Raw genomic sequence first — 26,653 nt, 5'->3', positions numbered from 1 at the left:
TGCGCTCGCCAAAGAACAGATGCGCCGCCGGCACCACCCACACAGATGTGGTGTAGGCCAGCACCGCCGAATGTCCCGCGTCCGCGGTAAGCAATGCGTAGTTGACGAGCAGCGTGAAGGCCAACATTTGCAGCAGCCCCACGGAGATCAATACGGGTAGGTCGCGGCTAGCCGGAACCTTCAGGTTCTTGGTAGCAATCTGCAAGGCAAAAAGGCAGGTCATACCCAGCACGAACCGCACGGTCGCAAACCAGAACGGGTCGATGTGGGCTAGTCCAGTCTTCATGACCGGCCAGTTTCCGCCCCAGATCAATATAGCTACGACAAGTAACCCGACACCTTTTTTTTGCGGCGGGAAGCCGGAGGAGAGCCCTTTTACCACCCGCTGCTTCAACGCGCCCAACATGGGTTGCTCCTGCAAATGTTCAGGTGGACAGCACGGTCACCAGTGCGACGGCGGAATCTCCAGCCAGTTGTCCACCATTATTCTCGGCTAGCGCAACCATTGCCCCAGGGCGCTGGCGCTTACCAGCCTGGCCACGCAATTGCCATGTCAGCTCGATAATTTGCGCGGCGCCCGTAGCCCCCAAGGGATGGCCTCGGCTCAGCAAGCCGCCGCTGGGATTCACGGAAATCCGGCCGCCAATATCTACGTCACCGCTGCGGATCAGTTTTGGCGCGTCGCCCGGTGCGCAGAAGCCCAGATTCTCGTAGTGGATCAGTTCAGCTGGCGCCGAGGCGTCGTGCAGTTCGGCTACATGAATGTCTTCAGGGCCGATGCCCGCCTGCTCGTATGCCGCGCGGCCGGCCCTTATCGCGACCACTTCAGACCCGCCTGGAATGGCGGACACAATGCTGCTCGCCCGAATGTAAACCGGTTTGTTCGCCAGCTTTTTGGCGTAACTCTCGGAACACAGGAAAATTGCCGCAGCCCCATCGCCGATGGATGAACACATGAAAAGCGTCAAGGGTTCGCTGATCATGCGGCTGTTCAGGACTTCGTCCACTGTGGTTTCTTTACGGAACTGGGCGTAAGGATTAAGCGATGCAGCATGACGGCTTTTGACGACAACCCGCGCGAAATCTGCCGGTTGGCCACCACAGGCACTCATCCACTTGCGTGCTTTTGCGGCATACATGTCCATGAAGATGGATCCGCTTCCCTTGCCAACGCCTTCCGGAACGGGCTCTTCGATATCCACTGCGCCCGCGAACGCCTTGAAAGACACGGCCTTGTCTTCATGCGACAGCTTTTCTGCGCCAACAACCAGCGCTGTTTCATATTGCCCCGAAGCAATCGCCAGCCACGCCAAGTTCAAGGCTGTACTACTGGAGGCACATGCGTTCTCTACGTTGAACATCGGCTTGCCGGCAAGACCTGCATTTCGCAACGCCGCTTGAGCCCTGATCATCTCCTGGCCATTGACCGTGCCGCCCGCAGCATTGCCAAAATATACAGCCTGTACATCGTCCACAGTGACACCGGCATCTGTCAACGCGTTCCTTACCGCTTCTTCACATAGAGACTTGACATTCCGATCGAGGAACTTTCCAAACGGTGTCATACCGACACCACTGATCGCGACCTTGTTCATTTATAGGACTCCATCCATTTTGTTCAATGCTTGAATCGATAAGCTGGTAGACGCCGGGCCCAGCTTCTTATCTGAGCACCGCCAGGCCGGCGAGTACTTCTTCTGTATGTTCGCCCAACGCCGGCGCTGGAGTGATCGATATATCAGAGGGCTTCGCGACGGCAGGTGCATAAGGGCGGACAAACTCGACATGCCCTGCTTCTTTATGCTGAAAACTGGCGGTGTACCCGCCCGCGGCAAATGTGGGCGAGGACACTAGGTCTGCATAGTTCGCAACCGGAGCGCAGATGATGTCGGCCGCTTCAAAAAGAGGCAGCCATTCCTTGGTCGTCTTGCTACGCAAGGCGGTAGCGACGATGTCGGCTAGTTCGCGACGGTTCTGCACTCGGTCACCCGAGGTGCTGAAACGGACGTCTTTCTCGTACTGTTGCAAGCCGAGCAATTGGCAGAAGGCATGCCATCGCTGCGGATGATAGGCTGCAATCATGATCCAGCCGTCGCGAGTCGGATAGGCTTCGTTGGGTGCTGAATACGGGGCGCCGCTGCCACAGGGCCGAGGAACCACTCGATCAGAGAAATAGCTGGCTAATGAGGTCTGCTGCAGCTGCAGGGCGCTTTCGTACATGCTGACGTCCAGCCATTGCCCCGCGCCGGTCGCCTGCCGGTGCAGCAAGGCGTCCTGGACAGCCAATGTGGCCAGGATGCCTGTCGTCATGTCGATGATGGGCGTCTGCACCTTGCTGGGCTCTTCGCCGGGCAGGCCGCACAGGCTCATCAGGCCGGTTACCGCCTGTACGATGCCGTCCACCCCGGGCTTGCCGGCGTCGGGACTACGCTGGCCATAGGCCGAGATGCTGCAGTAGATCAGCTTGGGATTGATCGCGCGCACCGTCTCGTAATCCAGCCCCAGTCTGCGCATGACCCCGGGCCGAAAGCTTTCGACTACAATGTCCGCCCCCGCAACCAATTGCCTGGCCGCCCGGATACCTTCGTCCGTCTTCAGATCCAGCACGACGCTGCGCTTGTTGCGATTCAAGGCCATGTAGATCACGCTCTGGCCATTCTGCCACGGGGGGCCAAGCTGGCGTCCCAGGTCTCCGGTGGGCGCTTCGATCTTGATGACGTCGGCGCCCCTGTCCGCCAGCATCATGGTGCAGGTCGGACCGGCGGCCACTTGAGTAAAGTCGGCCACCCGCAGGCCCGCCAAAATACTTTTCATTTCACACTCCCCGCCCACGGCTCATTTACCCTGGAAAACAGCTGGGCGTTTCTCGGCAAAGGCCTTGCGCCCTTCGATCCGATCCTCGGTATCGCGCAGCAGCCCCCAATAAACGTCATTGAGGCGGATGGCTTCGCTCAAGGAGAGGTTGGCGCTGTCGCGAGCAAGGCGCTTGATCATCTGTACCGCCAGCGGCGCGTTGGATGCAATGCTTGCCGCCAGCTTTCGAGCTTCGTCCAGCAATGCCTCGGGCTCCCACACATCGCTGACCAGACCGCAGGAAAGCGCCTTCTCAGCGGTAATTTTCTCTCCGGTAAGCAGCATGCGCATGGCTGCGGCGGCCGGAATGGCGCGCAACAACAAGGGGACACCGCCGACGGCCGGAATACTGCCCACGACCGGCTCGGTCAATCCGAAACGGGCTGTCGTGGACGCCACACGCAAGTCGCACTGCAGGGCAATCTCCAACCCGCCCCCGACGCAGTATCCGTTTACGGCTGCAATCAGCGGCTTCTCGATCTCGAGGCTGGAAATATTGAATAGCCGGGCATAGTTGCCCGCTTCGACAGACTGATCCCGCGAAGCGAAGAAGCCATTGACATAAGGCGTCTCGGGCGGCAGCGTATCCTTAAGATCGGCGCCCGTGCAAAAAGCCCTTTCACCGCTTCCCATCAGCAGGATCACGCGCACCTCGCTGTCATCACGCGCCTGCATCAGCTTCTCGTTCAGCTCGACCAGGGCAGAGGGCGAAAGCGCATTCAATGCCTGGGGCCTGTTCAACGTGATTTCGGCCACGTGGCCTGTCACAACCAGATCAATACTCATGGAACCGTCCTATCTGCGCAACGGCTTACACGCTGGGGCTGGAGAGGGAGCGGCCGCCGCACACATAGAGCGTCTGGCCGGTGATGTACGACGCCTGCTCGCTGGCAAAGAACAAGGCAGCCTGGGCAACGTCGGCGGGGTTTCCCACACGCCTAGCAGGCACGGTCTTTGCAAGTTTTTCGCGTGTTTCGGCGCTATAGCTTTGAAGCAACGGCGTATCGATAATGCCGGGGGCAATGGCGTTGACAGTAATGCCTTCCTTGGCCAACTCGATCGCGAGGCTTCGCGTCAGGCTGACCACACCGCCCTTTGAGGCGGAGTAGTTCGCCTGCCCGAAGCCACCAAGCCAGGCACGCGATGAAATATTGATGATGCGCCCATGCCCCGCCTCGATCATGGCGGGAACAACCTCTTTGCAGCACAGAAACTGCGATTTCAAATTGACGTTCAACACCAGGTCCCAGTCGTCTTCGGACATGTTCACCAATCGGCTGTCACGCGATATGCCCGCGTTGTTGACCAAAACGTCGATTGTCCCGGCCTGGCTGCGAATTTGCTGAAAAGCCGTCTGCAGTTGCGTCCGGTCGGTCACATCCGCCGCCACGGCGATGCAACTGTTTCCGTCGGCCGCGAACTGGGCCTGGGCTTTATCCAATGCCTTAGGGTCATGATCCAGAATGGCGACACCATATCCGTCACGTGAGAACTGAACACTGATCTCGAGGCCGATGCCGCTTGCCCCTCCTGTTACAACCGCAAATCGCCTAGCGCTCACCGCTGTCTCCTATGCTTAACATAATTGAATGTTAGGAATCCGCGACTATTAGCGTCAAACGATATTTAGGCTATAGTTTATTAACTTAAAGTTAATCGAAGAGTCGTGCTAATGGCTACAAGCAGCTTACCCCCTCTCAATTCACTGCGTGTTTTCGAAATTACCGCCAAGCAGATGAACATGCAGCAGGCGGCGGCCATATTGCACGTTACACCGGCCGCCGTCAGCAAGCAGATACAGCTACTGGAGCAATACCTGGGCACGCCGCTCTTCGCCCGCAGCCATCGTAGGCTTCAGCTGACGCCCGCCGGAGAAAAATACTATGCCCATGTCAGCACCGCACTGAACTCCATCCGGCATGCCACCAGAGAAGCCTCTCAACAGGCCGAGTCCAAGGCATTAAAAATACGTGCCTACACAACCTTTGCCATGTACTGGCTCATTCCCCGGCTAACGTCGTTTCACAGCCTTTTCCCGGACATCAACATAGAGCTCACCACCTCATTGCGATGGGTGGATTTTGATACCGAGAACGTGGATGCTGCCATTCGGCTCGGAGACGGCAACTGGCCCGGCCTGATAGCCTTGCCGCTGATACCCAATATACTCACCGCCGTGTGCAGCCCGGCACTCTCCAAGACGCTGCATACCCTGGACGATCTCAAAAAGACGACGTTGCTTCATACGCTGGCGCGATCCGACGACTGGCAACATTGGCTCGCATCGCAAGGGAAAAAGGATTTCGACGCGTTTCACCATCGAAGCTACGAAAGCTCCGTGCTTGTTTACCAGGCTGCGATGCGAGGGCAGGGCGTGGGCATAGCCCAGAAGGCATTGGTGCTGCCGCTTATCGAGAGGGGGGATCTTGTTTATGCCTTCCCCCATGAGCTCGACATGAAGTCATACACCTACTACTTCGTTATGCCGGGCAACCGGCCCATCAGCCCTGATTTGCAAGCCTTCCACGACTGGCTGATCAATCGGGCCGAAGTATCAGGTTAGATCAGGAACTCACAGATCATGCGGAATGAGGGCACTTCAACGCCCTTTTGGCTGCGCCGTTAAGTCGTTCAAGGCACTCCTATGGGCCATGCAGGAATCCCCGACGCCTAGAAGCGCACCGATTTGATCGCCTACTTGAAATGGAATTACGCCGCCTAGAATACCGGTCTGATTCAGCGTGCGCTAGTCGAGCAAAGTTGTGCACGATTCGCCAAGCGTTTGTGCGCGTTGCGGCAAGCCCGCCGGACCAACGACGCAAATAATGCATCACGAACATAAATTGAGATGCTAGGGGCGGGAGAGTATGGAATTCACTTTGAACGGAAAAACCGTACAACTGGACGACTCTGTGGGGGACAGTCCGCTACTTTGGGTGCTACGCGACGAATTCAAGCTTACAGGAACAAGATTCGGTTGTGGCGCCGGTCTATGTGGAGCATGTACGGTGCATTTGAACGGGAACGCCGTGCGCTCATGCATGATTCCTGCAGCGACAGTCGCCGGAGAAGAGGTCACTACTATCGAAGGGTTGGCGCCTGACGCCGATCATCCCCTCCAAATCGCTTGGATTTCCGAACAAGTGCCCCAATGCTGCTATTGTCAGTCAGGACAGATCATGCAAGCAGCGGCACTGCTCTCCAATAACCCAAAACCCTCCGAGGAGGAGATAACAGAATGGATGAGCGGAAACCTCTGCCGATGCGGTACGTATCAACGAATAAAAAGGGCTGTTCTCCGAGTTGTGAAGGCCGAGGCATGAGTAAATCCTTGACGATTTCACCCTCAAGCAGGAAACTTTCCCGTCGCGAGTTTCTTGTTCGCTCGGGGGCCATCACATGCGCGGTGATGTTTTCCAGCAGTGATATTCTTTCGTCGGCCCGCGCCGCGATCCTGGCAAGCGATAGCGAATCCGAACATTCACCTCACATTTCACCCAACATCTGGGTACGCTTTCTCAGCGACGGAAGTGTCGAGATAGTTTGCCCAGCGCTTGAATTGGGTCAAGGGGCACATACCTCGCTGCCTCGCTTTGTCGCGGAAGAATTAGACATCGACTGGAATGACGCCAAAGTCGTCCAGGCTGGCGTAAATGACGAATTGTATGGAAACCCGTTGGCCTGGAATACTCAGATCACCGCCGCATCCCGCACATGCGTCGGCTATTTCGATGTACTGCGTGTCGCTGGGGCCCAGGCTCGCTACGTGTTGCTCGACGCGGCCAGTCGCCTATGGGCTGTCGAGACCACCACGTTATCGACCGAGCCAGGTATTGTTGTGCACCATGAAAGTGGTCGTCGCATTGCATACCGTGACCTGCTGGAACACGCCAATGTGCCAGACTCATTCCCACGCTTCTTTGCTCTCGACGAACTCCCTCAGCCGCCAGACGACTACTTCGGGGATCCTCCTCCGTCCATTGTCGCCCCCAGGGCCGAAACACATGACGCCGTCCCGCTCAAACACCGCGATAAATATCGGTTGATTGGTACCGATGCGTCCCGGCGTGATATTGAAGAGAAAACGCGAGGCACCGCCTCATACGCCATGGACATACAGCTGCCGGGGATGCTATACGCGGTGGTAGAAACCGGCCCCACACCTTCATCGACCCCTACCGAGGTGGATGACGCGGATGCACTGAAAGTCGCAGGTGTGGAACAAATTCTTCGGCTGCCCTATGGAATCGCTGTTATCGGTTCCAGAATGTCCGCTATAAATAAAGGGCGGCGGAAGCTACGTATCCAGTGGCGATCGGACACTACGGCTCACCCCTACGATAGCAAAGACGTGCTGGATGAGTTCGCTTCCATGGCCCGGAACCCCGCGTTTCCAGCAGTACGAGCGTGGCATCAGGGCGATCGCAACGAGTTGAGCCGTGTCCTAAGCTACCCGGATACTGGCGAGCATTACACGTTCGAGATGACTTCCGAGTTGGTTTATCAGGCTCCCCTTGAACCCCAGAATGCAACCATCGCCGTCGCTGACGACGGCCAGTCCGCACTTGGTTGGGTAGGCACTCAATGGCCCACCGTAGACCTGCAGACCGTAGCTTCCATACTGGAGATTCCACCAGAGAAGTTGACATTGCATGTTCCCTATGTCGGAGGCGGATTCGGCCGCCGTCTCGAACCAGGAGCCATCGTAGACGCCGCGCATATCGCCAAGACCATACGGCGTCCGATTAAGGTCATCTGGACTCGGGAAGACGATCTCAAACGCAATCCATTCAGGCAGGCTCTTGCGTGCAAGATTGAAGCAACGACAACGAAAGATGGCTCCATATGCGCCATCCGTCACCGTATCGTCGCCGACTCGTGGTTGGCCAGACTATTTCCCAACTACTTTGAGCTATACCAACAGACTGATCCAGGTAATTGGGTCGGTGCGCGACATGCCTATGACATTCCACTTCAAGCCATTGACGTCATAACTCCACGTCGTTCCATCCCAATTTGCTATATGCGTGGAATAGGGGTAGCGCAAATAAAGTTCGCACAAGAATCCTTGATCAACCAGATCGCAGCCAGATTAGGCGTAGACGCGATCCAGTATCGCCTAAAACAACTCAGGGCTGAACCCCGCGCTATTAATGTGCTGCAAACGGTCGCCGACATGTCGGACTGGGGCCAACGAGGACCGGCACCCGACAGAAGAGGTAGAGCATTAGGGGTCGCTTATACGCCATACTCCAATGCGCATGTAGCAATGGTGGCCGACGTGTCGATTGATCAAAGCTCGGGCCAAATCCGCGTGCATCAGATCTGGTGCGCGGTTGACGTAGGCATGGCGGTGCAGCCCGATATTGTGATTTCACAGATGGAAGGAGGCATCACACAGGGATTGAGCGTTGCGCTGCTAGAGCGCGTCAACGTTTCCGCTGGAGCCGTGCAGCAGACGAATTTTCATGACTACCCAATATTAAGGTGCACCGATGCGCCCCCTATCACGATCAAGCTTGTTGACCTGGGCGCCCCGATGGCGGGAGTCGGAGAATTGGGAATGATGCAAATAGCCCCTGCGATAAATAACGCGGTAGCACAAATTATTGGCACACACCTGCATGCTCTGCCCATGACTCCTGAGAACGTTTTGGAAGCCCTGCGCGGTAAGGCAACTGACGCATAACATGTGAACGCATTTTTCCTACGTTAAACCCCCTTGGGGCGTGCGCCACCTAATACCTCGCTGGGAAGCAGACCATAGTTACTCTTGAAGGCTTTAGTAAGCTTCGACTGGTCGCTGAACCCTGCAGCATACGCCACATTGGCAACGGTGGTGTATCGGTCGGCGCATTGCAGCGCCTCATATGCGTACTGCAAGCGCAAGTTGCGCACCCAACAGGAAACTGAGTTGCCGGTATCGCGGAACAGCGTATGAAGATACCGTACAGAAATGCCGCAACCTTCGGCGATGGACCTGGGGGAAAGGTCAGGATCGGTAAGATGCTTACGCACATAGGATTCTATTCGAGCAAGATGCGCGTCTTTTACCGCGGAAGATTGTGACTGCAAGGCGTCGGTTTCTGACTGCATACTCAGGACAAGCAGATCGATTAAATGTGACCCCATCTGCGGGTATGCCTCGACGGCGCCCGTACGACATGCGCGCGCCACCAAATGCAGATAATCGCAGAACAAGCGCGCGATACCGGTTTGCATGTCATAGCCCCGTGCTGAGAAGCGCCGCGGGTCGCCCAAGCGCAATCGCACAGCTGCTGCGGGCATCTTCAACACCCACATCGTGCTACTGTCGCCGTAGGCGATATCGTAAGGCTCTTCACCTAGCTCGAGCACGCTTTGGCCAACGGTACAGGTAGCAGTACGCCCAAATTGGCTGAAGGTAACCCTGCCCGATACCGGCACGGTAAGAAGTATCTGGCGCTCTTCTCCGTCGCAGTCTTGTCGCAAGCGCTGGCTTTCCAGGGCATCGGAGTCAATCTTGATTAATGAACTGGTGGTGAAATCCCAGCAATCTATTCGTCCACGAAACGCACCCTTGCTTGCTACCGATAGCCTGAGTTTGAAAAGGGCGTCGCAAATGGCCTGGCTCCAGTAGCCAGATCGATCACTGTCGGGCACATTTTCAGTTGTGTAGAACTTGTGCATGACGGGAAGTCCTTTATGAGCAGCTATGTATATTCGAACATGCTCATACCGCTGTCTATTGTGGGTTATCCCGAGTTCAGCTGTCTTCCGGCTCCAACAAGCCCGCGTCGATTATGCCCAATATCATGGCTTCCAACTCGGGCGTATTTTTCTCTTGCAGCCTTGCAGGAGGTGCCGCACCTTCCAGAACTGCCCTGACGATGCCGGCGTCGTCCTCGGATACAGCAGACAGCCAGCATCTTCTGTCGGGAATAATTACGTTAGGGCCGCTATTGCATGCTGAAAAGCACAAATACTTATGAATATGAACGGCCACGTCGGTGGGCTGCGAGAACTCTGTCTTAAGCGCTTGCACCACACGCTCAGAACCGCGATTTTTACAATCAATGTTGTTGCAAACGTATATTTCCATCGGCACAGCTTGTCTCCGTTTTGTTCTCTGCAGGCGCACGCACTTCACCTGACTCCCAGTCTATGTAGATGGGGTCAAGTTCTCTTGGCATAGAGCGCACAACTTTTGGCTTAATCGTGCATAAAACCTGTGTTTTACATTACTCGCTCTGCCACCTCATCAGGGAAGAGTCGGATCAGGCTTTCTATCGGGGAGACGGGCATTTGTATTAATCCGCACAGCCCTTTCCCTTGGTTGGCCTGGACAATAAGAGGTATTTGATCGATAGCCTTTCTTCGAGCCTTACCGGCCGAAAGCTGACCAACAATCGTGGCCAGCATCCTGGTTTGCATACCACAGGGTGGGCACTGGCCGCATGACGACGCGGCGAAGAAATCGGCGATCTCTTTGAGATCGTTAATTACCGCCTCTACATCCGCATATGCGCGCACCGCGGCGCACCCCAATGAAGAGCCAACGGCTTTCAACGACGGAGCATCAAATGTGCAATGGAAATCCGCCGAACTCAGAAAAGCAGACGATGGTCCTCCTGGCTGAACGGCCACAATCTTGCGACCAGAGCCAAGACCACCGCCAAAATCGTCAATAAGCACTTGTATGCTGATCCCTTGCGGCACCAGTCTTACTCCGCTGCGTACGAACTCTTCCCCAAATGTGCAAAGCGTCGGGCCCAAGCCGGTCGGGCCCATGCTTCTATACATATCGGATCCGGCCAACGCGATATACGGCACGTGAGCCATCGTTTCGGCGTTATGCACCAATGTGGACCTGCCATGCAAACCGCTTTGAATCGGAAAGGGCGGCCGACCGGCAGGCATTGGCGGCATCCCCTCAAGCGCTTTTATAAGGGCAGTTTCTTCACCCACTACATACACATCCGGAACCACGTTAACGTGAATGTTGGGCAGATTGACGACTGTCCGCCGAACGTCGTTTACAGCAGTCCTGATCGCCTGCAGGGCGTCCTGGTTTATTTCGTTCACTGCGAAATGGACATCCGTGGCCCCCACTTCGTGGGCAACACACAGTGCACCATCTACAACCACCCGGGGGTGATGGGTCAGCAGCCAACTGTCCTTGCTGGAGCCTGGCTCGTGCTCTGCGCCATTTACGATCAGGTGCTTGACGGGAGCCTCTTGAAGGCGATGAAGCCGCATCTTGCGATACGACGGAAATCTTGCCCCGCCCTTCCCCTCGAGCCCGGCTTCCTGAACCTGGTCGAGGAGCCACTCTGGGGCCATACGCCTGACTCGGGCCAGAGCGGGGGCGACCCGTTCGGGTATGCCCTGGCTCGAGGCTAGTTCAGTCAAGGCGGATTCATCAAAGATATTTTGCATGGCGAGCAAGCGCCCGGGCGGGCGCAAGGCCCGCCCACCGGGCACTACATGATGTTGGGAGTTTCCGCTTCCATATGAAGCGCCGGCGCGTAATCAGCCAGCTGGCGTGAAAGCGTGGCGGTATCACTATAGAACATGCATGTCTTGATCTGTCCGTTCACCACGTCGACAAACATGCCTTCGAATACCTCGCAACGCTTTCCGGTGATGTCGTTGCCCATCCATATACCATTGCCGTTTCCGGTGGTACGCAGCGCTGCGAAGGCTTTGGCGCCCTCTTCAATCAGGCCGCTTACCTCGAAATGGATATCGGGGATGGCGGCAAATATCATGGAGAACAACTTTGCAACGTCTTTTTTGCTATCCAGCGGTATGGGCGACGCCACATCGATCATGACGCTGTCCTCGGTAAGATAGGTCATCATCTTCTCGATGTCGTGGTTGTTATGGGCAGCGACAAATGCCTGCACTGTTTCCTTGGGACTCATCCGATCTCTCCTCTCGTATGGCGGATAGTTAAGTTGCGGCTTGGTTAGCCGGGAATAAGCGGATTTTTGGTTTTTGGGACCACGCCGGAGTCTCATGTTCGGGCTTCCATACATCCCATGCCATACCATCGGGCACTGTATGGCTGCGATGGATTTCGACTGACAGCGACGCTTCTGACAAGGCCAGCATCAGCGTGAACAGATTCTGTGCTTCCTGCGGCATCTCCTCGCCCTCAATGACTTTTTCATCAATGGCTCGGAAATACTCAAGAATGGCTTCGGCCCGCGGCAACATCGCCGCATAAAACTCATTGATCTCTCTCATGGTGGACTCTTCGCGTTTCTTCAGACGCAACGATTCCGTGGGTAGAGCCCAATGCATAAACGGACTCAAGTCGGAGAATTCTTCGGGCAACTCTTGGTTCATAGTCATCTCGCGTAGTTTTGTCAGAAATAGACCATATCGTTAAGCACTTTCTCTGCGTGCCGGATAAGAACCTCCTGATCCTGGAGGTACATGCGCTTGAACACACCCGAGTCAATGGACTTCTGCGCCCCCAGGGTTGTGTTTCCATCCTCTCGCCACAGGTCGCGCAGACTGTATTTCATGTGTTCGGCCGACCAGCGCGACGTCAGGCCTTTTGCCTCGACGGGCGGAGAGAAATAGCGCGCGTTCCAGCTTGCCTTGTTGTATGCCTTGCCCGGCATCATCTTATGAACGATGTATGCGTTGTGCCCAAGGAACACAAAGTGCATGTTGGGAAAGATGTACAAGTAGTCGAAGAACCAGTTTTCACTACGCCTGGGGTTCACGCCCTTAGCCCATGTCTCAACCGGTGCTATGGCTGCCGCGTCACTCGCGAACGTCCGGCCGACCTTGGCGGCCAAAGCTCCAATGGGCACCACTTTGGACAAGTCGGCGGTGATGTTCGCCCGATTACCATAGAAGCTTCCCGAACCATGCTTTCCTAGTATCTTGAAATCCCACGCATGACGAGACGGCGCATCGTCGCTCTCCATAAAACCAGGCGCCGATCGGCGATGAAGGTACTTCAGGTGATAGCCATCGAGTTGCGAGTCTCGTAATACCGGCCAACTCGTATCAAGGCTTGCCTGATAAGAAACGAGCACGGTCGTTTGCTCAAACGGATAGTCTCCATAACGGTCCTGAATCTCTGAGCCCAGGTAATCCAGCAACGTCTCTTGCGGTTCCGGATCGAGGTTATAGAAGATGAATCCCTTCCAGACATCAACCGCTACCGGAACCAGGTCCGTTTCCATTTTTTCCGGATCAAAGAACATCTCTTTTTCAGTGACGAGCACGTTCTTTCCGTCGAGCCCATACGACCAGCCATGATAGATACAGGTGAAACGCCCTTTGACGTTTCCATACTCTTGCGTAACTACCTGGGTACCGCGGTGCCGGCAGACGTTATGAAAGCCGCGTATTACCCCATCGAGCCCTCGCACGATAATGATTGAGTCGTTGGTTATATCAACGTTCTCGACAAAATAATCACCGGGTTTGGGAATTTCATCGACGCGTTTGCCGGAGGCTATCCAGACCTTCTTGAAGACTTTGTCCCGCATCTTCGAGAAGAACTCAGGCGAACGATATGACTCAATGCTGACAGGCCCAGTTCCAAGTTCCGGATGGTCGAGCGTCCAGCGTGTGTTTTCAAGATCACTTAGTTTCATGGCTGCTCCAGAAGTCCATGGATACCGCGTTAGTGGTATGGACATTCTAGGAACGCAGGCCAACGCGCTCTTGTCACCGCGCGTACGGAAGTTTGCTCTACGGCGCAACTAAGGGAGAAACACTGTTAGCTACTCAGGCAGAAGCAACCTTCCTAATTCTCGAGTAGACGGGACGCCACGGTTGGTAGTTTCACTGATTTTTTTTTCGTACAGGGCGAGGTTTTCAGCGATGGTGATCAGCACCTTTCGTGCGACCAGCACCTCGTTCATTGAAAGCCCATCGATGGCAGCCGCGTTTACCTCTTCCGCCAGAGGAACAAGGTAACTTTTTAGTTGGCGTCCCTTTTCTGTGAGATAGATCTTCAGGACTTTTCTATTGTCATTCTTCCGTTCGCGATGCACATACCCCTGTGACTCCATAGCCTTAAGGGCTGAAAACGCGGTAGGCGAAGATACCCCAGCTAGGTCGCTAAGCTGCCGCAAAGACAGCCCGTCGTGCTCCCATAGCACTCGCAGAAACATCCAATGCCCGAATGCAACGGAATGCTCTATCAAGCGGATCTGCAGGGCACGCTCCATAGCTCTTCGCGCATCTTTAAGCAGATGAGCCAGACGCTCTTCGGGAAACGATTCATGCCATTGATTACGATCCGGGATTTTTCTTCTGTTTTGTTCCACTGTGGCTACCTTTGTCAGGCCTTGGGCACAATTTACGGCTAAGCGCGACTTGAAAACGCAGTCTGATGTCGTTACCTGTACGCGCTGATTCCAATATGGCGAAGCATACTTCCATTGTAGCCCTTGCCCACCGCGCACCATGCAACGGCTCCATACCTTCCCGAACTACGGCCCAGAGCTCGTCTACTACCTCCGCCCTTGGCACACTACTTTTTGGAGTCGCGACAAACGAGCGGCTGCCACCCTGATAAATGTCGAGCCCTTTGGTTGTAAGCTTGATGTCGGCTTTGTCTGCTGACACGAGAATATGCCCAAAATGTTGGTGGTGCGGTGTCGATGCCGGCATCTCCCGACGATAGTCGTCGCCACCGAAGTTGCGAGCCTGTTTCAATCGGGTCTCGCTCGTTTCATCCACCATAGAAAGGGCTCCGCGCGTATAGTCGAACGCCGAAGTCTGCCGTTCATATCCCATTTCGTCCACATGGCCCATCAACTCATTGCTGTTGTAATGCCCGTACCCATTGTAGGTCAGCGAAGCAAATGCACCACCCTGGAACGACAATAGAGCGCTATATGCGCCCTCAGTTGGACGGCTGGAGTCCCACCGCCCCGTATGCGCCCTTACGCTCTCTACCATGCCGCCCATTAAAATTCGAATAGTATCGACTTGATGCGCAGCCTGACTAAATACCACCCCACCGCCTTGAGCGGTATCTAATTCTTCGGGACGGCGAGGGCGATACAGGAAGTTCGTGTAGTTCAGTGCGTGGGCCATACGCACGTCGCCAAAACGGCCCTGGCTAAGGAGGGTGGCCGCATGCAGCACTGGCCCATCGAAGCTGTGCGAGTGACCTACAATGACGGGCACCTGGGTCGTGTCAACAATCTGCACAATGCGAAAACACTCCTCCAATGTAATGGCAAGCGGTTTTTCAACCAGAATCGCCTTGCCAGCCGCGGCGACTATTTCCATTTGCTTTGCATGAAACTGGTGAGGTGAAGCTATGTACACCGCCTCTACCGCCGGGTCGGTGCACAATTCCCCGACAGTGTCGTAGGTCGCACCACCAAGATCATTTCTGAACTGCTCGCACGCTTGTATACGGGGGTCGACTGCCGCAACAAGCCTCACACGTTCGTCTTGAACCCAAGTAGGTAGCATCAGGGTAAACGCGCGTCCTAAACCGATCACTCCCACCCCGATCGCATCATTTCTGTCGCCAGTCTGCATAAAGGTCTTGCCTCATACTTAGATATCTAATACTATTAACCCATACACGACTAGATATCTAATTAAATTGCGCCGAATTAGAAACTTTCTGAAGTCGGCGGGGTGCGCCTAATGCTGACCATAGCTGCCGCACGCGCTATCAGTATGTACATCGACTCCGCAAGGAAACACTCATGACACCAGAAGAAAATGCTTTGCTGACCCGAGTAACGGGTGATGCCCCCATGGGCCAGATGATGCGCCACTATTGGATGCCGATATGCTTGATTGAAGAGGTGGGGGAACCAGACGGTACTCCCGTCAGAGCTCAAGTATTGGGTGAAGAGCTGGTCGTCTTCCGTGATACGGCGGGAAACGTCGGAGTTCTGGCTGAGCACTGCCCGCACCGAGGCGCTTCCCTTGTCTTAGGCCGTAACGAAGAGGGCGGCCTCCGCTGCTTGTATCACGGCTGGAAATTTGATATTCACGGAGACATTCTGGAAATGGTGTCCGAGCCCGCAGGCAACAGAATGGCGGCCGGCATCAAACATCCGGCCTACCCTACTAAAGAATGGGGCGGGGTGGTGTGGGCCTACCTGGGCTCTACCGAAAGCATGCCCGAGTTTCGTCCGCCCCAATGGGCTCCCACTGCCGACACCAAGGTTGCCATCGCAAAAGTGGTCTTGCCATGCAACTGGGCCCAGGTGCTTGAAGGCGCGATCGACTCCGCACATAGCTCCAGCCTGCATTCGTCTGACATGGTGCCTGCAGAAGTCGACGGGGCAAAAGCGACAACCGATTTGTGGCTACGCCCCTCTAACGATAAGGCTCCTCGTCTCCAGATAGAACGCACGTCATACGGGTTCAGATACGCTGCCATACGCACGCCCATTCACGATCCCGACCAGAATGACTATGTTCGCTCTACCGTATTTGTCGCGCCTGCGACGGCGCTCATCCCCCCCAACAATCTCTATAACGTCGCAAATATCAACGTACCCGCCGATGACTTCACGACAGTGTTCTACTTCATCGCCTGGGGCCACCCGTCTCAAACCCCAGACACCGATTCCTGGCGCAAGTTTCTTGGGCAGACTGTCGGTGAAGACCTGGATCATCTCTATCGCCCCTTTAGAAACAAGGAAAACAACTATTGGCAGGATCGCGCTGCCATGAAGACAGGAAACTTTACCGGCATAAAGGGTTTTCCTAACCAAGACGTCGCAATGTGGTGCACGATGGGTGCTATAGCCGACCGGTGTGCCGACCACCTGGGCGCCAGTGACATTGCAGTTGTAGAGTTCCGTAAGCAGATGCTCAAGGCAGTACGTGATTTTCAAAGCACCGGCAAAGTCATCGGTGCCGGAGAAGATGCAATACCCGAAGAAATCTGCTCCTTCCAAACCATGGTGCCCAAGAAGTCGGACTGGAGGGCTTATCACGTGAAGCCGGTCTGGGACCCGAACGCAGAAGCAATTCAACCCCTTTCACAAGCCTAGTGCCCGAGGAGAACAAGTTGGCCAAATTACAGCTGTCTGTTGCCATGGGCGACTACGATCGCACCCGTGCTTTGCTGGACGGCAATGTACAGATCGACGGGGTCGACCCTGTCTATATGACATTGTCACCCGAAGAAACTTTCTTCAGGGCTTTCAGGCATGCCGAATTCGACATCACGGAAATGTCCTTCTCCAGCCATTTGGTAAAGGCCTCAACGGGGCAAAACACTTATGTGGCGATTCCCGTGTTCTTATCACGGGCTTTTCGTCACACCTCGATTTACGTGCGAAAGGACATCATCCAGCGCCCTGAAGACCTGAGAGGACAACGCATTGGGCTGCCCGAGTACCAACTCACCGCAAACGTATGGGCCCGCGCGTTATTGGCCGACGATTACGGTGTGGATGGGGCAAGCGTGACCTGGGTTCGAGGCGGCATCGACCAGCCAGGCCGACCGGAAAAAGCGAAGTTGAATTTGCCCGCCAACATCCGGCTAGAAAATGCACCTGAGGGAGAGACAATTTCTCGCCTGTTGGATCGTGGCGAGATTCAGGGCTTCATAGCCCCTCGCCCGCCAGGACATCCTGCTATTGGCAACCCTGACGTGGGCTGGCTGTTTTCCGATCCGACCAGCGTTGCCAAAGACTACTACCAGCGCACAGGAATATTCCCCATCATGCATGTGGTGGGTATCCGCAAGACGCTGCTTGAGCAGCATCCTTGGCTGGCCAACGCTGTTTACAAGGCCTTCGAACAAGCCAAGCAATTCGCCGTAGACCGATTAAGCGACACATCCGCCACTAAAGTCACGCTGCCATTCGTCGAGGAGCAGCTCAAAGCTGCCAAGTCATTAATGGGCGAAGACTATTGGTCTTACGGTGTGGCTCCCAATATAAAAACGATCGAGGCATTCGCCAAACATCACCATGCCCAGGGCCTGTCACCGCGATTAATGAGCGTTGATGAAATATTTCATCCAGCCACCTATGAAACAACAAAAATATGATCAATTTATAGAAGCGAGGAGCATATGGATATGGAAGCCGACAAGCTTGTAAAACTTTTCCAGGCGGAGTTTGAACTTTGCAAGGTAACGCCTGCACAAAGCGCGATTGTCCTGTCAAGTGACAAAAGCCGCGAAGGCTATGCAGCCGCCGCCCTTCAGGCACTGCTGAATATAGGAGCCAAAGCATTTGAACTTCGTACCGTTACCCCACCGGGGCGCAAGGATGGCTCCGTAGGCAATACACCCGTCGCGGGAAACCGCGTAGCCCTCGAGGCGCTCAAGGCAGCCGATTTTGTGGTTGACCTCGTCTTTCTGTTGCACTCACCCGAGCAGGCCGAGGTACTTGCAGCGGGCACCAGGATTCTATTGGTCGTAGAACCGCCTAGCGTCCTGATGCGGCACCTCCCCACCGAGGAACTTCGTCTGTCCGTAAAGCGGGGCGCGGCAAAGCTCAGGAAGGCTCGTCAACTTCGAGTTACTTCAGAGGCCGGCACGGACCTTCACATGAAGATCGGCGACTATCCCGTAATCGAGCAGTATGGATTCACCGACGAACCGGGACGCTGGGACCATTTCCCCTCTGCTTTCTTTTATACCTGGCCAAATGAGGGCGATACCCATGGGCGCGTCGTACTCAATAAGGGGGATTTGGTCTGGCCCCTAAATAAATATCTGGATGCTCCCGTGACCTTGACTGTGGAAGGCGGCTATATCCGCAAGATTGAAGGAGGTTTGGATGCGGAAATGTTGCGCGACGCCTTCGAGTCGTTCAATGACCCCGAGGCTTATGCGGTAGCGCACATGGGCTGGGGCGTAGACCCGCGCTCCAAATTCGATGCTCTACTTTCGGAACCCAGTAGCGTCGGCAATGACGCGCGGTCTTTCTCTGGAAATGTCCAGTTCTCCACAGGGCCCAACCTGGAAGTGGGTGGCACGCGCGCGACGTTAGGTCACTTCGACATGCCCATGCTGGGATGCACCCTGTTGCTCGACGATCAGCCAGTCGTAATTAACGGGCAAGTAGTGGAAAACTGAGCGAACCGAACAAATGAAAGGAATGGGCCAATTTAATATGTCTCTACGTATTGCTGTTATTGGTGGGGGGCTCGGCGGGGCTACAGCTAGTGTAGCTCTCCAACGTGCGGGCTTCGACGTGCATGTCTACGAACAAGCGTCTGACATCCAGCGTGTCGGGGCGGGCATTCAATTGCAGGCAAACACCATGCGAGTTCTGGCGGCGCTAGGCCTTGACACGCCCATCCGCGATGCTGGTGTTCCAATTTCTCGCTGGCAAAGTCGGGTTTGGGACACTGGTAAGATCATTTTCGAGCCCGAGGGCCTTAGCGACTGGGTCGTAGTGCACCGCGCTGATCTTCTGAATGTCCTTCTGCGCGCTCTAAAACCTGGGACATTTCATTCGCGCAAACGCCTGGAAGGACTGGATCAGAAGAGCGACTCTGTAAGCCTGAAGTTTGCCGATGGAACATCCGCCGATGCGGATATTGTGATAGGGGCTGACGGTATCAATTCTCGCGTTCGAGAAATTCTGTTGGGCCCTGAGAGTCCTCAATATTCCGGATACATCGCCTATCTCTCCATTTTCTCTTCATCATTGGTGCGCGGTCACCATGTGGCACTCGATCAAAGCACTAAATGGTGGTCAGATAAGCGACATTGGGATCCCGAGCATACGCGCTATTTCCTCACTTATCCCCTCAGCCAGGATAGCGACGAGATTTACTTCGTAACGGGTGCCCCACAAGCTGATTGGAATGGGGGGACACACCCCGTTAATGTAGCCAACGACGAAGTCCGAGCCTGTTATGCTGGGTTTCACCCCGAAGTGCTTGCGTTGATTGATGCCGCACCGGCAATCACAAAGTGGCCGGTGTTTGTTCGAAAACCGTTACCCGTGTGGTCGGACGGCCATGCCGTCCTGTTAGGCGACGCCTGCCATCCGATGTCGCCATATATGGGACAAGGAGCAGGCATGGCATTCGAGGACGCAGCGATTCTAACACGTTGTCTTCAGGCTCATCCAACCGATCCTTCCTTTGCCTTCGAGATGTACCGAAAAAACCGTATAGACCGCACTTCGCTGATTCAGAAGGTTTCAAGCGATCACACGTGGCTCGCCTATCCACAAGAGACGGAGTGGGCATTGGGATTTGACGCCGGCGTCTGCGAATTAAGGGAATGAATAAATTACAGGCTGTAGTTGTGACACACATGATATGGAGAGGTGGCTCCGGTTGTTTGGACAGTATTTTGAGATTTTAAGTGGAACGCTCCGGGCACATCATGCTGCCGTTTTAATCGCAGGCAGCATCGCGAAGTATGCCTCATCGGGGGTCTGATCGGCCAAACTGGAGTGAGGGCGCCTCTGGTTGTACAACTGGATATACGCCCCGATGGACTGCCTGGCCTGGCTGACCGAGTCGTAGGCCTTGAGATACACCTCCTCGTACTTGATGCTGCGCCATACCCGTTCGACAAACACGTTGTCGCGCCAGCTTCCCTTGCCATCCATGGATAACCGGATGCCTCGGCTTTGTACCGCTTCAGCGAAGGCGCTGGCTGTGAATTGGCTGCCCTGATCGGTATTGACGATATCAGGCAACCCGTAGCGGGTAAAGGCTTCTTCCAAGGCGTCAACGGCATGCACCGCTTCCAGCGTGATGGCCACCCGATGAGCCAGAACCTTGCGACTGGCCCAGTCTACAACTGCGGTCAGATACATAAAGCCCCGAGCCATCGGGATATAGGTTGTATCCAGCGCCCACACCTGATTGGCCCGATCAATCCGCATATCGCGCAGCAGGTACGGCCAAACCTTGTGCTGGACGTTGCGCCGGCTTGTGTTGGGCTTGCAATACAAAGCTTGTACGCCCATGCGTTTCATCAAGGTGCGCACATGTCGTCGGCCGACCTCATAGCCGTCACGACGCAGCAGTCGCGCCAGCATGCGGGCCCCGGCAAACGGAAATTCCAGATGCAGCTCGTCGATCCGGCGCATCAACATTAGATCTCTATCGCCCACGGGCCGGGCCTGATAATACACGCTCGATCGAGCAATTCCCACCAATTTGGCCTGGCGTGACACCGGCAGTGCATGCGTACGGTCTATCATCGCTTTGCGCTCAGCAATCCCGCCTTGGTGAGCGCGCTTTCTAAAAAATCATTCTCCAGCGTGAGCTGGCCGATCTTGGCATGCAGCACCTTCAGATCGACCGGGGGCTCGTTGTTGCTCTGTCCTGCCGACCCGAATGCGTCCGCCGCCTTCTCCTGCAACTGCCGCTTCCATTCCGTGATCTGGTTCGGATGCACATCAAATTGCTGAGCCAGTTCGGCCAGGGTGCGATCCCCCTTGATCGCCGCCAAGGCCACCTTGGCCTTGAACGCCGCTGAGTGTGTTCGTCTCGTTCTCTTGGTCATCTCTCTGGTTCCTTTACCGGCATTATCGCCGGATCAGGCCCTGAGCTCCCCACTTATCGGACTGTCTGAATTTCCGCCGCCACCTCTGTTCGAAGCTCTTCTTATCCAGTTGTATGAATACCGGCTGCATTCGTGCAACATAATCAGCCCCTTTCTGACACAAGCTGACTATGACTCTACGTTTATCGCTAGGGTCGCCTGCCAGTGTGACCAAACCGCTACGTCGTAAGCGGGCCACTACTCCGCGCATTGTCGCTAGGTCCATAGCCGTAGCCATACCTAAATCCGTAAGACATAAAGGTCCTTCTTCGTGCAATGCGCAAAGGGCTGCTGTTTGCGTCGACGTGATTGTTGGATCCACACTTAGTTCAGCGAAAAGCGCCTGATTCTTCTGATAAAGACGGCGCAATACAGAACCCAGATGCGCCCGATGAACTTTGGCACGTGAGCTTTCCATTGCGTAAGTACCTTTCTTTAGAGGACTGACCGAGAGGCCGCTATACATATTTTACGATGTATACATAGTAATTTTGTCTTGGCCGGCGTTTTTCCCTAGGGGAAATTACTAGTTACGGACAGTATAAGCGATGTATACACTGTGGAAAATTAGATATCTAATTTTCGATTTATATCTTCTTTTAATGTCATTTCCAGCCCTTCTCCCTGTCTCGCCCGAGCTTCTGCTCGACGATATGGGAGACTCTACGCCCTACTACACGAAGAGACTCAGCTATGAAAAAACGTAGTTCGAAATTATCGAGTTTGCTGCTGATCACCACTGCCCTGATGTTCTCTATCAGCGCGAGCGCCGAGATAAAAATTGGTTTTATCGGGCCAATGACGGGTACTCAGGCCGTCCAGGGACTGGGCAATCTGGATGGATTTCGTCTGGGTCTGGACATGAGAGGTGGGAAACTCGGTGGTCAAGAAGTCAAGCTGATCACCGGTGACGATCAATTAAAGCCGGAAGTTGCCGTGCAGGTCGTTAGGCAGTTCATAGGTCGGGACAATGTCGACGCTATTATCGGCCTTGGCTTTTCAAACATACTTATGAGTACTCTGCCGCGTTTGAAGGAATCTGAGAAGGTTTCCATCGCATTGATAGCGGGCCCTTCGCCAATGGCGGGAGCCTCTTGTGCGCCCAATGTATTCTCCGCCGCTCATCAGAACGATGGATATGGAGAGTCGATAGGTAAGATGATGCAAAACCGCGGCTATAAGAATGTGTATCTAATGGCCCCAAATTATCAGGCGGGCAAAGATATGCTAGAAGGATTCAAGCGTTTTTATAAAGGCAACATTGTCGGAGAGGTCTATACACAATTAAGCCAGACCGACTACTCTGCGGAAATCACACAATTACAGGCGGAAAACCCAGATGCGCTTTTTATGTTCTATTCCGGCGGCATGGGGGTCAACTTCACGAAACAGCTTAGTCAGGCGGGGATCACCAAGAAGCTTCCTGTGTACTCCGTGTTCACAGTCGATGGCTCCAATTTGCCTGCTCTGCAAGACACCGCCTTGGGGATCGTTAGCGGCAACATCTATTCTCCAACGCTGGACAATCCCGCGAACAAGAAATTTGTCGCGGAATTTCAGAAGAAGTACGACGAGCTTCCCGATTCATATTCAGCTGTGGGATACGATGCCGCATCGATTCTTGATATCGCGATTGCCTCTCTTGATGGCGATGTATCGGATCAAAAAGCTTTTGCCAAGGCTGTGCACGATGCGGGGGCCAAATTCGAATCTGTTCGCGGGCCGTTCCGCTTCAATAATAACAACATGCCCATCCAGAACTATTACGCCTTTCAGATCGTGAAGGAAGACGGAGAGCTAAAGAGCAAGCTTATCGACACTCCTCTACCTGAGCATCAAGACTCATACCATCAACTCTGCCCTTTGTAGTGCACTGCATCCTGTTCTCATAGCAGGACAACTCCACGAGACGATGATCCATCCGTAGCTGGGCCGGAGTCCGATTTCGGACTCCGGCCCAGTGTTCGCTTGGTCCCGCTTACGACTCAGTATGTGGCGTGCTTCTATTGCAGGCTGGTTGAGGTCAAGTGCGACGTATTGGGCGTAGAACTACATCCAAGAGGGTAATGAATGACTACACTTGTTTTATCGCAGCTGCTCAACGGCGTGCAGTACGGCGTGCTGTTGTTTTTGCTGGCTGCGGGCTTGACGCTGGTTTTCGGCATCATGAGCTTTGTGAACCTGACACACGGCTCGCTGTACATGCTGGGGGCCTACTTCGGGGCCACCGCCTATAACCACACCAGTTCGTTCCTGCTGGCCATCGTGGCGGCAGTGGGCGGATGCATTATCGTGGGCATCATTCTCGAACGAACGGCGGTCTCGCGGCTGTATTCGCGAGACCACCTCGATCATGTGCTGGTGACCTTCGGCCTGCTGCTGTTCTTCAATGAAATGGCGCAGATCATTTGGGGCACCCAGCCCTACTTCCTGCCGGTGCCCTCGTGGCTCGACAGCACGGTCAACCTGTTCGGCATCACCTACCCGTCGTACCGCTTCGCCATCATCATCGCGGGCCTGCTGGCCGCGGTGGGCTCGTACTGGCTCATCCATAAAACGCGCCTGGGCATGCTGATCCGCGCCGGGTCGGTCAACCCGCAGATGATCGGGGCGCTGGGCATCAACATCAAGTTCCTGAACGCGCTGCTGTTCGGCGTGGGCGCCGCGCTGGCCGGCCTGGCCGGCGTCATGGCCGGTCCCATCCTGTCGGTGCAGTCGGGCATGGGCGAGCCGGTGCTGATTACCACGCTGGTGGTCATCGTCATCGGCGGCATCGGTTCGGTCAGCGGCGCCTTCTATGCCGCCCTGGTGGTGGGCATCGTCGACACCCTGGGCCGGGCCTTCCTGCCCATGCTGCTGCGCGAGGTCATGGCGCGCGACATCGCCAATGCCGCGGGGCCGGCCATTGCGTCCATGCTCATTTACGTCTTGATGGCGGTGGTGCTGGCCATCCGTCCGCAAGGGCTGTTTGCGGGAGCCAAGAAATAATGTCCACAAGTCAAAGCAATATCTGGAAGGCCGGCACCATCGTGCCCCTGGCCATTTTTCTGCTGTTCATCCTGGTGCCGGTGTGGGGGCACGTCACCGACCACAATTTCTACGTCGCCTATTTCGCCCGCATCCTCATCTACGCGATCGCCGTGGTGGCGCTGAACCTGGCGCTGGGCTTTGGCGGCCTGGTCAGCCTGGGGCACGCCCTGTTCATGGGGCTGGGGGCCTACAGCGTGGCGCTGCCGGCCTTCTACGGCATCGACAACGGCTGGGTGCACCTGTTCTTCTGCCTGGCCAGCTGCGCCGTGGCGGGGCTTATCACCGGGGCCATCAGCCTGCGCACCTCGGGCATCGGCTTCATCATGATCACGCTGGCCTTTGCCCAGATGGGCTACTTCCTGTTCGTCAGCCTGAAGCAGTACGGGGGCGACGACGGCACCAGCATCTCGCACACCAGCCAGTTCTTCGGGCTCGACCTGGGCGGGGTGTACGAGGTGTACATCGTGTCGCTGGTCCTGCTCATGCTGGCCACGTGGTGGACGGCCCGGCTGCGCGTCTCGCCCTTCGGCATGGTGTTGCGCGGCGCGCGGCAAAATACGCGGCGCGTGCGGGCGGTGGGCTTCCCGGCCAATCACTACTTGCTGGCCTCGTACGTGCTGTCGGCCATGCTGTGCGGGGTGGCCGGCATGCTGCTGGCCAACCTGAACGCCTTCGCCTCGCCCAGCACGCTGTCCTGGATCATCTCCGGCGACCTGGTGGTCATGCTGGTGCTGGGCGGCATCGGCACCGTCTTCGGGCCGATACTGGGCGCGCTGGCCTTCCTGGGCCTGGAAGAAATCCTCAAGATGTTCACCGACCACTGGCTGGCCGTGTTCGGCCTGGTCATCGTGTTCATCGGCCTGCTGGGCAAGGCCGGCATTGCCGGTTTCCTGGATTCATTCAGCCGCCGCAAGGCGGGCGCGGCCCCGGGCGGCGCCAAACAGGCCAAAGGAGCCAAGGCATGAGCGACTATATGCTGCGTACCGAATCGCTGGTCAAGCGCTTTGGCGGCCTGCTGGTCACCGATTCGGTCTCCATCGACGTGCGCCCGGGCGAACTGCACGCCATCATCGGCCCCAATGGGGCGGGCAAGACCACCCTCATCAACCAGCTCTCGGGCGAACTGGCGGCCAACTCGGGCAGCGTGCTGTTTGCCGGCGAAAACGTCACGGCCCTGGGCATCCATCAGCGGGCGCGGCGCGGGCTGCTGCGTTCGTACCAGATCACGTCCATTTTCGAGGGCTTCACCGTGCTCGAAAACACCGTGCTGGCGACCATGGGCGCCAAAGAGCATGCCTTCCGCTTCTGGAAGCCCATGCTGGCCCGCCAAGACCTGGTGCAGATCGCCAGGCAGGCGCTCGAAGTAACCAGCCTGACCGAACTGGCCGACGCGCCGGCGGCCGAACTGGCCTACGGCCAGCGCCGCCAGCTCGAGCTGGCCATGGCGCTGGCGGCCCAGCCCAAGGTGCTGCTGCTCGATGAACCCATGGCGGGCATGAGCGCCCAAGAGTCGGCCGGCGTGGTGGCCCTGCTCAAGCGGCTCAAGGGCACGCATACCATCTTGCTGATCGAGCACGACATGGATGCCGTGTTCGCGCTGGCCGACCGCATTACCGTGCTGGTGTACGGCAAGGCCATGTTCTCGGGCACGCCCGACGAAATTCGCAACCATCCGGAGGTCAAGGCGGTGTACCTGGGCGACGAGGCAATAGGATAAGAAACATGACGACACTACTCGAAGTTCGCGACATCCACGCCTCATACGGCCACGCCCAGGCCCTGTTCGGCGTTTCGTTCGAGGTCAAGGCCGGCGAGGTCGTGACCCTGCTGGGGCGCAACGGCATGGGCCGCTCTACCACCATCAAATGCCTGTTCGGGCTGCTGCCGGTCACCCAGGGCGAGATCATCTTCTGCGACCAGGTGGCCAGCGCCTTGCCCTCGTACAGCATTGCGCGCCTGGGCCTGGGGCTGGTGCCCGAGGGGCGCCAGGTGTTTCCCAACCTTACGGTGGAAGAGAACCTGGTGGCCACGGCGCGGGCGGCCTCGCGCCATGGCGGCACCTCTGAATGGACGCTCAAGCGGGTGTACGATTTTTTCCCCCGCCTGCAAGAGCGCAGCGGCAACCTGGGCGGGCATCTTTCGGGCGGCGAGCAGCAGATGCTGGCCATCGGCCGGGCGCTCATGACCAATCCGCGCCTGCTGGGTAAGCGCCCGGCGAACACCGTCTTGACTTGGGCGTGAGGCTGCTCAATGAGTAAAATCCACTCCTCAGTGTTTTTCGTTGAATAGTCATGCCCG

Annotated in this window: 26 protein-coding genes and 1 pseudogene; 12 read left to right on the top strand and 15 right to left on the bottom strand. The window is 56.0% G+C overall.

All coding sequences use genetic code 11. The annotated features are described in order from the left end of the window. From DFR37_RS21910 to DFR37_RS21890, 5 genes are all read right to left on the bottom strand, one after another. On the bottom strand, positions 1-406 hold a 406-nt coding region (locus DFR37_RS21910), incomplete at its 3' end, for a DMT family transporter (RefSeq protein ID WP_147251659.1). Positions 407-425: 19 nt separating this feature from the next. Then, positions 426-1,595: a thiolase family protein gene (locus DFR37_RS21905; protein ID WP_113935283.1), complete on the bottom strand. Its 1,170-nt coding sequence runs from the start codon at positions 1,593-1,595 to the stop codon at positions 426-428. Between the two features lie 67 nt (positions 1,596-1,662). Next, positions 1,663-2,814: a CaiB/BaiF CoA transferase family protein gene (locus DFR37_RS21900; RefSeq protein ID WP_113935282.1), complete on the bottom strand. Its 1,152-nt coding sequence runs from the start codon at positions 2,812-2,814 to the stop codon at positions 1,663-1,665. Between the two features lie 21 nt (positions 2,815-2,835). Next, the gene (locus tag DFR37_RS21895; protein ID WP_113935281.1) at positions 2,836-3,639 is read right to left on the bottom strand and encodes an enoyl-CoA hydratase/isomerase family protein; all 804 of its coding nucleotides are present in this window, start codon (positions 3,637-3,639) and stop codon (positions 2,836-2,838) included. A gap of 25 nt (positions 3,640-3,664) precedes the next feature. Next, positions 3,665-4,414, bottom strand: coding sequence for an SDR family oxidoreductase (locus DFR37_RS21890; protein WP_113935280.1), 750 nt, complete (start codon positions 4,412-4,414; stop codon positions 3,665-3,667). 111 nt (positions 4,415-4,525) lie between these two features. Here DFR37_RS21890 and gcvA point away from each other — a divergent pair, with 111 nt between their 5' ends. From gcvA to DFR37_RS21875, 3 genes are all read left to right on the top strand, one after another. Further along, complete coding sequence (gene gcvA / locus DFR37_RS21885; protein ID WP_113935279.1) at positions 4,526-5,416, top strand: transcriptional regulator GcvA; 891 nt, start codon at positions 4,526-4,528, stop codon at positions 5,414-5,416. A gap of 304 nt (positions 5,417-5,720) precedes the next feature. After that, positions 5,721-6,176 (top strand): (2Fe-2S)-binding protein, encoded by a 456-nt coding sequence (locus DFR37_RS21880; RefSeq protein ID WP_113935278.1) that lies wholly within the window; start codon positions 5,721-5,723, stop codon positions 6,174-6,176. After that, positions 6,173-8,542: a xanthine dehydrogenase family protein molybdopterin-binding subunit gene (locus DFR37_RS21875; RefSeq protein ID WP_170139991.1), complete on the top strand. Its 2,370-nt coding sequence runs from the start codon at positions 6,173-6,175 to the stop codon at positions 8,540-8,542. Before DFR37_RS21880 ends, DFR37_RS21875 begins: the two co-directional genes overlap by 4 nt. Positions 8,543-8,565: 23 nt before the next feature. Here DFR37_RS21875 and DFR37_RS21870 read toward each other — a convergent pair whose 3' ends face one another. From DFR37_RS21870 to DFR37_RS21840, 8 genes are all read right to left on the bottom strand, one after another. Next, positions 8,566-9,522, bottom strand: a complete 957-nt coding sequence (locus DFR37_RS21870; RefSeq protein WP_113935276.1) for an AraC family transcriptional regulator — start codon at positions 9,520-9,522, stop codon at positions 8,566-8,568. 76 nt (positions 9,523-9,598) lie between these two features. After that, complete coding sequence (locus DFR37_RS21865; RefSeq protein ID WP_113935275.1) at positions 9,599-9,934, bottom strand: (2Fe-2S) ferredoxin domain-containing protein; 336 nt, start codon at positions 9,932-9,934, stop codon at positions 9,599-9,601. A 134-nt stretch (positions 9,935-10,068) separates the two neighbouring features. Next, positions 10,069-11,271, bottom strand: a complete 1,203-nt coding sequence (locus tag DFR37_RS21860) for an NADH-ubiquinone oxidoreductase-F iron-sulfur binding region domain-containing protein (RefSeq protein ID WP_147251657.1) — start codon at positions 11,269-11,271, stop codon at positions 10,069-10,071. Between the two features lie 44 nt (positions 11,272-11,315). Further along, a complete protein-coding gene (locus tag DFR37_RS21855; protein WP_170139990.1) occupies positions 11,316-11,759 on the bottom strand; it encodes an ester cyclase in 444 nt (147 codons plus the stop codon). A 28-nt stretch (positions 11,760-11,787) separates the two neighbouring features. Beyond that, complete coding sequence (locus tag DFR37_RS22880) at positions 11,788-12,186, bottom strand: hypothetical protein (RefSeq protein ID WP_147251656.1); 399 nt, start codon at positions 12,184-12,186, stop codon at positions 11,788-11,790. Between the two features lie 20 nt (positions 12,187-12,206). Then, positions 12,207-13,457: an SRPBCC family protein gene (locus DFR37_RS21850; RefSeq protein ID WP_170139989.1), complete on the bottom strand. Its 1,251-nt coding sequence runs from the start codon at positions 13,455-13,457 to the stop codon at positions 12,207-12,209. A 129-nt stretch (positions 13,458-13,586) separates the two neighbouring features. Continuing rightward, positions 13,587-14,135 carry a MarR family winged helix-turn-helix transcriptional regulator gene (locus tag DFR37_RS21845; protein ID WP_242341943.1) on the bottom strand — a complete coding sequence of 183 codons (549 nt, stop codon included), beginning with the start codon at positions 14,133-14,135 and terminating at the stop codon, positions 13,587-13,589. Next, positions 14,101-15,366, bottom strand: a complete 1,266-nt coding sequence (locus tag DFR37_RS21840; RefSeq protein ID WP_113935270.1) for a Gfo/Idh/MocA family protein — start codon at positions 15,364-15,366, stop codon at positions 14,101-14,103. The genes DFR37_RS21845 and DFR37_RS21840 overlap by 35 nt, the downstream gene beginning before the upstream one ends. 173 nt (positions 15,367-15,539) lie before the next feature. On the opposite strand from DFR37_RS21840, the gene DFR37_RS21835 reads away from it, so the two are divergent. From DFR37_RS21835 to DFR37_RS21820, 4 genes are read left to right on the top strand one after another with little or no spacing between them, the layout of a single operon-like run. After that, positions 15,540-16,844 carry a Rieske 2Fe-2S domain-containing protein gene (locus tag DFR37_RS21835; protein ID WP_113935269.1) on the top strand — a complete coding sequence of 435 codons (1,305 nt, stop codon included), beginning with the start codon at positions 15,540-15,542 and terminating at the stop codon, positions 16,842-16,844. A 17-nt stretch (positions 16,845-16,861) separates the two neighbouring features. After that, positions 16,862-17,851, top strand: coding sequence for a substrate-binding domain-containing protein (locus tag DFR37_RS21830; RefSeq protein WP_113935285.1), 990 nt, complete (start codon positions 16,862-16,864; stop codon positions 17,849-17,851). A 30-nt stretch (positions 17,852-17,881) separates the two neighbouring features. Continuing rightward, positions 17,882-18,886 (top strand): 2,5-dihydroxypyridine 5,6-dioxygenase NicX family protein, encoded by a 1,005-nt coding sequence (locus DFR37_RS21825; protein ID WP_113935284.1) that lies wholly within the window; start codon positions 17,882-17,884, stop codon positions 18,884-18,886. 37 nt (positions 18,887-18,923) lie between these two features. After that, positions 18,924-20,051 carry an FAD-dependent oxidoreductase gene (locus DFR37_RS21820; protein WP_170139988.1) on the top strand — a complete coding sequence of 376 codons (1,128 nt, stop codon included), beginning with the start codon at positions 18,924-18,926 and terminating at the stop codon, positions 20,049-20,051. Positions 20,052-20,150: 99 nt separating this feature from the next. Here the strand turns inward: DFR37_RS21820 and DFR37_RS21815 are convergent. Further along, a protein-coding gene (locus DFR37_RS21815; RefSeq protein WP_379975671.1) for an IS3 family transposase occupies positions 20,151-21,286 on the bottom strand; the annotation gives its coding sequence in 2 pieces (ribosomal slippage) (positions 20,151-21,022 and positions 21,022-21,286; 1,137 coding nt in all). Positions 21,287-21,308: 22 nt separating this feature from the next. After that, entirely contained in the window at positions 21,309-21,743 is a 435-nt protein-coding gene (locus DFR37_RS23605) for a MarR family winged helix-turn-helix transcriptional regulator (RefSeq protein WP_170139987.1), read from the bottom strand. A gap of 275 nt (positions 21,744-22,018) precedes the next feature. Here DFR37_RS23605 and DFR37_RS21805 point away from each other — a divergent pair, with 275 nt between their 5' ends. The 5 genes and pseudogenes from DFR37_RS21805 to DFR37_RS21785 all read left to right on the top strand — a co-directional run. Further along, on the top strand, positions 22,019-23,194 hold the full coding sequence (locus DFR37_RS21805; RefSeq protein WP_113935265.1) for an ABC transporter substrate-binding protein: 1,176 nt from the start codon (positions 22,019-22,021) through the stop codon (positions 23,192-23,194). A gap of 201 nt (positions 23,195-23,395) precedes the next feature. After that, positions 23,396-24,313: a branched-chain amino acid ABC transporter permease gene (locus DFR37_RS21800; RefSeq protein ID WP_113935264.1), complete on the top strand. Its 918-nt coding sequence runs from the start codon at positions 23,396-23,398 to the stop codon at positions 24,311-24,313. After that, positions 24,313-25,320: a branched-chain amino acid ABC transporter permease gene (locus DFR37_RS21795; RefSeq protein WP_113935263.1), complete on the top strand. Its 1,008-nt coding sequence runs from the start codon at positions 24,313-24,315 to the stop codon at positions 25,318-25,320. The genes DFR37_RS21800 and DFR37_RS21795 overlap by 1 nt, the downstream gene beginning before the upstream one ends. After that, entirely contained in the window at positions 25,317-26,072 is a 756-nt protein-coding gene (locus tag DFR37_RS21790) for an ABC transporter ATP-binding protein (RefSeq protein ID WP_113935262.1), read from the top strand. The genes DFR37_RS21795 and DFR37_RS21790 overlap by 4 nt, the downstream gene beginning before the upstream one ends. Before the next feature lie 5 nt (positions 26,073-26,077). Next, positions 26,078-26,557 (top strand): annotated as a pseudogene (locus tag DFR37_RS21785) (ABC transporter ATP-binding protein); the annotation flags it as partial. Between the last annotated feature and the right edge of the window lie 96 nt (positions 26,558-26,653).

This window comes from Eoetvoesiella caeni (assembly GCF_003315175.1).
Taxonomy (GTDB): domain Bacteria; phylum Pseudomonadota; class Gammaproteobacteria; order Burkholderiales; family Burkholderiaceae_B; genus Eoetvoesia; species Eoetvoesia caeni.
Note: the sequence above shows the minus strand (reverse complement) of the source record. Positions and strands in the feature narration are given on the sequence as shown.

What these genes read in the sequence shown, in the direction of transcription:
- DFR37_RS21905 (WP_113935283.1), bottom strand. Translation starts at nt 1,595, where the DNA reads ATGAACAAGGTCGCGATCAGTGGTGTCGGTATGACACCGTTTGGAAAG.
- DFR37_RS21900 (WP_113935282.1), bottom strand. Translation starts at nt 2,814, where the DNA reads ATGAAAAGTATTTTGGCGGGCCTGCGGGTGGCCGACTTTACTCAAGTG.
- DFR37_RS21895 (WP_113935281.1), bottom strand. Translation starts at nt 3,639, where the DNA reads ATGAGTATTGATCTGGTTGTGACAGGCCACGTGGCCGAAATCACGTTG.
- gcvA (WP_113935279.1), top strand. Translation starts at nt 4,526, where the DNA reads ATGGCTACAAGCAGCTTACCCCCTCTCAATTCACTGCGTGTTTTCGAA.
- DFR37_RS21880 (WP_113935278.1), top strand. Translation starts at nt 5,721, where the DNA reads ATGGAATTCACTTTGAACGGAAAAACCGTACAACTGGACGACTCTGTG.
- DFR37_RS21875 (WP_170139991.1), top strand. Translation starts at nt 6,173, where the DNA reads ATGAGTAAATCCTTGACGATTTCACCCTCAAGCAGGAAACTTTCCCGT.
- DFR37_RS21870 (WP_113935276.1), bottom strand. Translation starts at nt 9,522, where the DNA reads ATGCACAAGTTCTACACAACTGAAAATGTGCCCGACAGTGATCGATCT.
- DFR37_RS21865 (WP_113935275.1), bottom strand. Translation starts at nt 9,934, where the DNA reads ATGGAAATATACGTTTGCAACAACATTGATTGTAAAAATCGCGGTTCT.
- DFR37_RS21860 (WP_147251657.1), bottom strand. Translation starts at nt 11,271, where the DNA reads ATGCAAAATATCTTTGATGAATCCGCCTTGACTGAACTAGCCTCGAGC.
- DFR37_RS21855 (WP_170139990.1), bottom strand. Translation starts at nt 11,759, where the DNA reads ATGAGTCCCAAGGAAACAGTGCAGGCATTTGTCGCTGCCCATAACAAC.
- DFR37_RS22880 (WP_147251656.1), bottom strand. Translation starts at nt 12,186, where the DNA reads ATGAACCAAGAGTTGCCCGAAGAATTCTCCGACTTGAGTCCGTTTATG.
- DFR37_RS21850 (WP_170139989.1), bottom strand. Translation starts at nt 13,457, where the DNA reads ATGAAACTAAGTGATCTTGAAAACACACGCTGGACGCTCGACCATCCG.
- DFR37_RS21840 (WP_113935270.1), bottom strand. Translation starts at nt 15,366, where the DNA reads ATGCAGACTGGCGACAGAAATGATGCGATCGGGGTGGGAGTGATCGGT.
- DFR37_RS21835 (WP_113935269.1), top strand. Translation starts at nt 15,540, where the DNA reads ATGACACCAGAAGAAAATGCTTTGCTGACCCGAGTAACGGGTGATGCC.
- DFR37_RS21825 (WP_113935284.1), top strand. Translation starts at nt 17,882, where the DNA reads ATGGAAGCCGACAAGCTTGTAAAACTTTTCCAGGCGGAGTTTGAACTT.
- DFR37_RS21820 (WP_170139988.1), top strand. Translation starts at nt 18,924, where the DNA reads ATGTCTCTACGTATTGCTGTTATTGGTGGGGGGCTCGGCGGGGCTACA.
- DFR37_RS23605 (WP_170139987.1), bottom strand. Translation starts at nt 21,743, where the DNA reads ATGGAAAGCTCACGTGCCAAAGTTCATCGGGCGCATCTGGGTTCTGTA.
- DFR37_RS21805 (WP_113935265.1), top strand. Translation starts at nt 22,019, where the DNA reads ATGAAAAAACGTAGTTCGAAATTATCGAGTTTGCTGCTGATCACCACT.
- DFR37_RS21800 (WP_113935264.1), top strand. Translation starts at nt 23,396, where the DNA reads ATGACTACACTTGTTTTATCGCAGCTGCTCAACGGCGTGCAGTACGGC.
- DFR37_RS21795 (WP_113935263.1), top strand. Translation starts at nt 24,313, where the DNA reads ATGTCCACAAGTCAAAGCAATATCTGGAAGGCCGGCACCATCGTGCCC.
- DFR37_RS21790 (WP_113935262.1), top strand. Translation starts at nt 25,317, where the DNA reads ATGAGCGACTATATGCTGCGTACCGAATCGCTGGTCAAGCGCTTTGGC.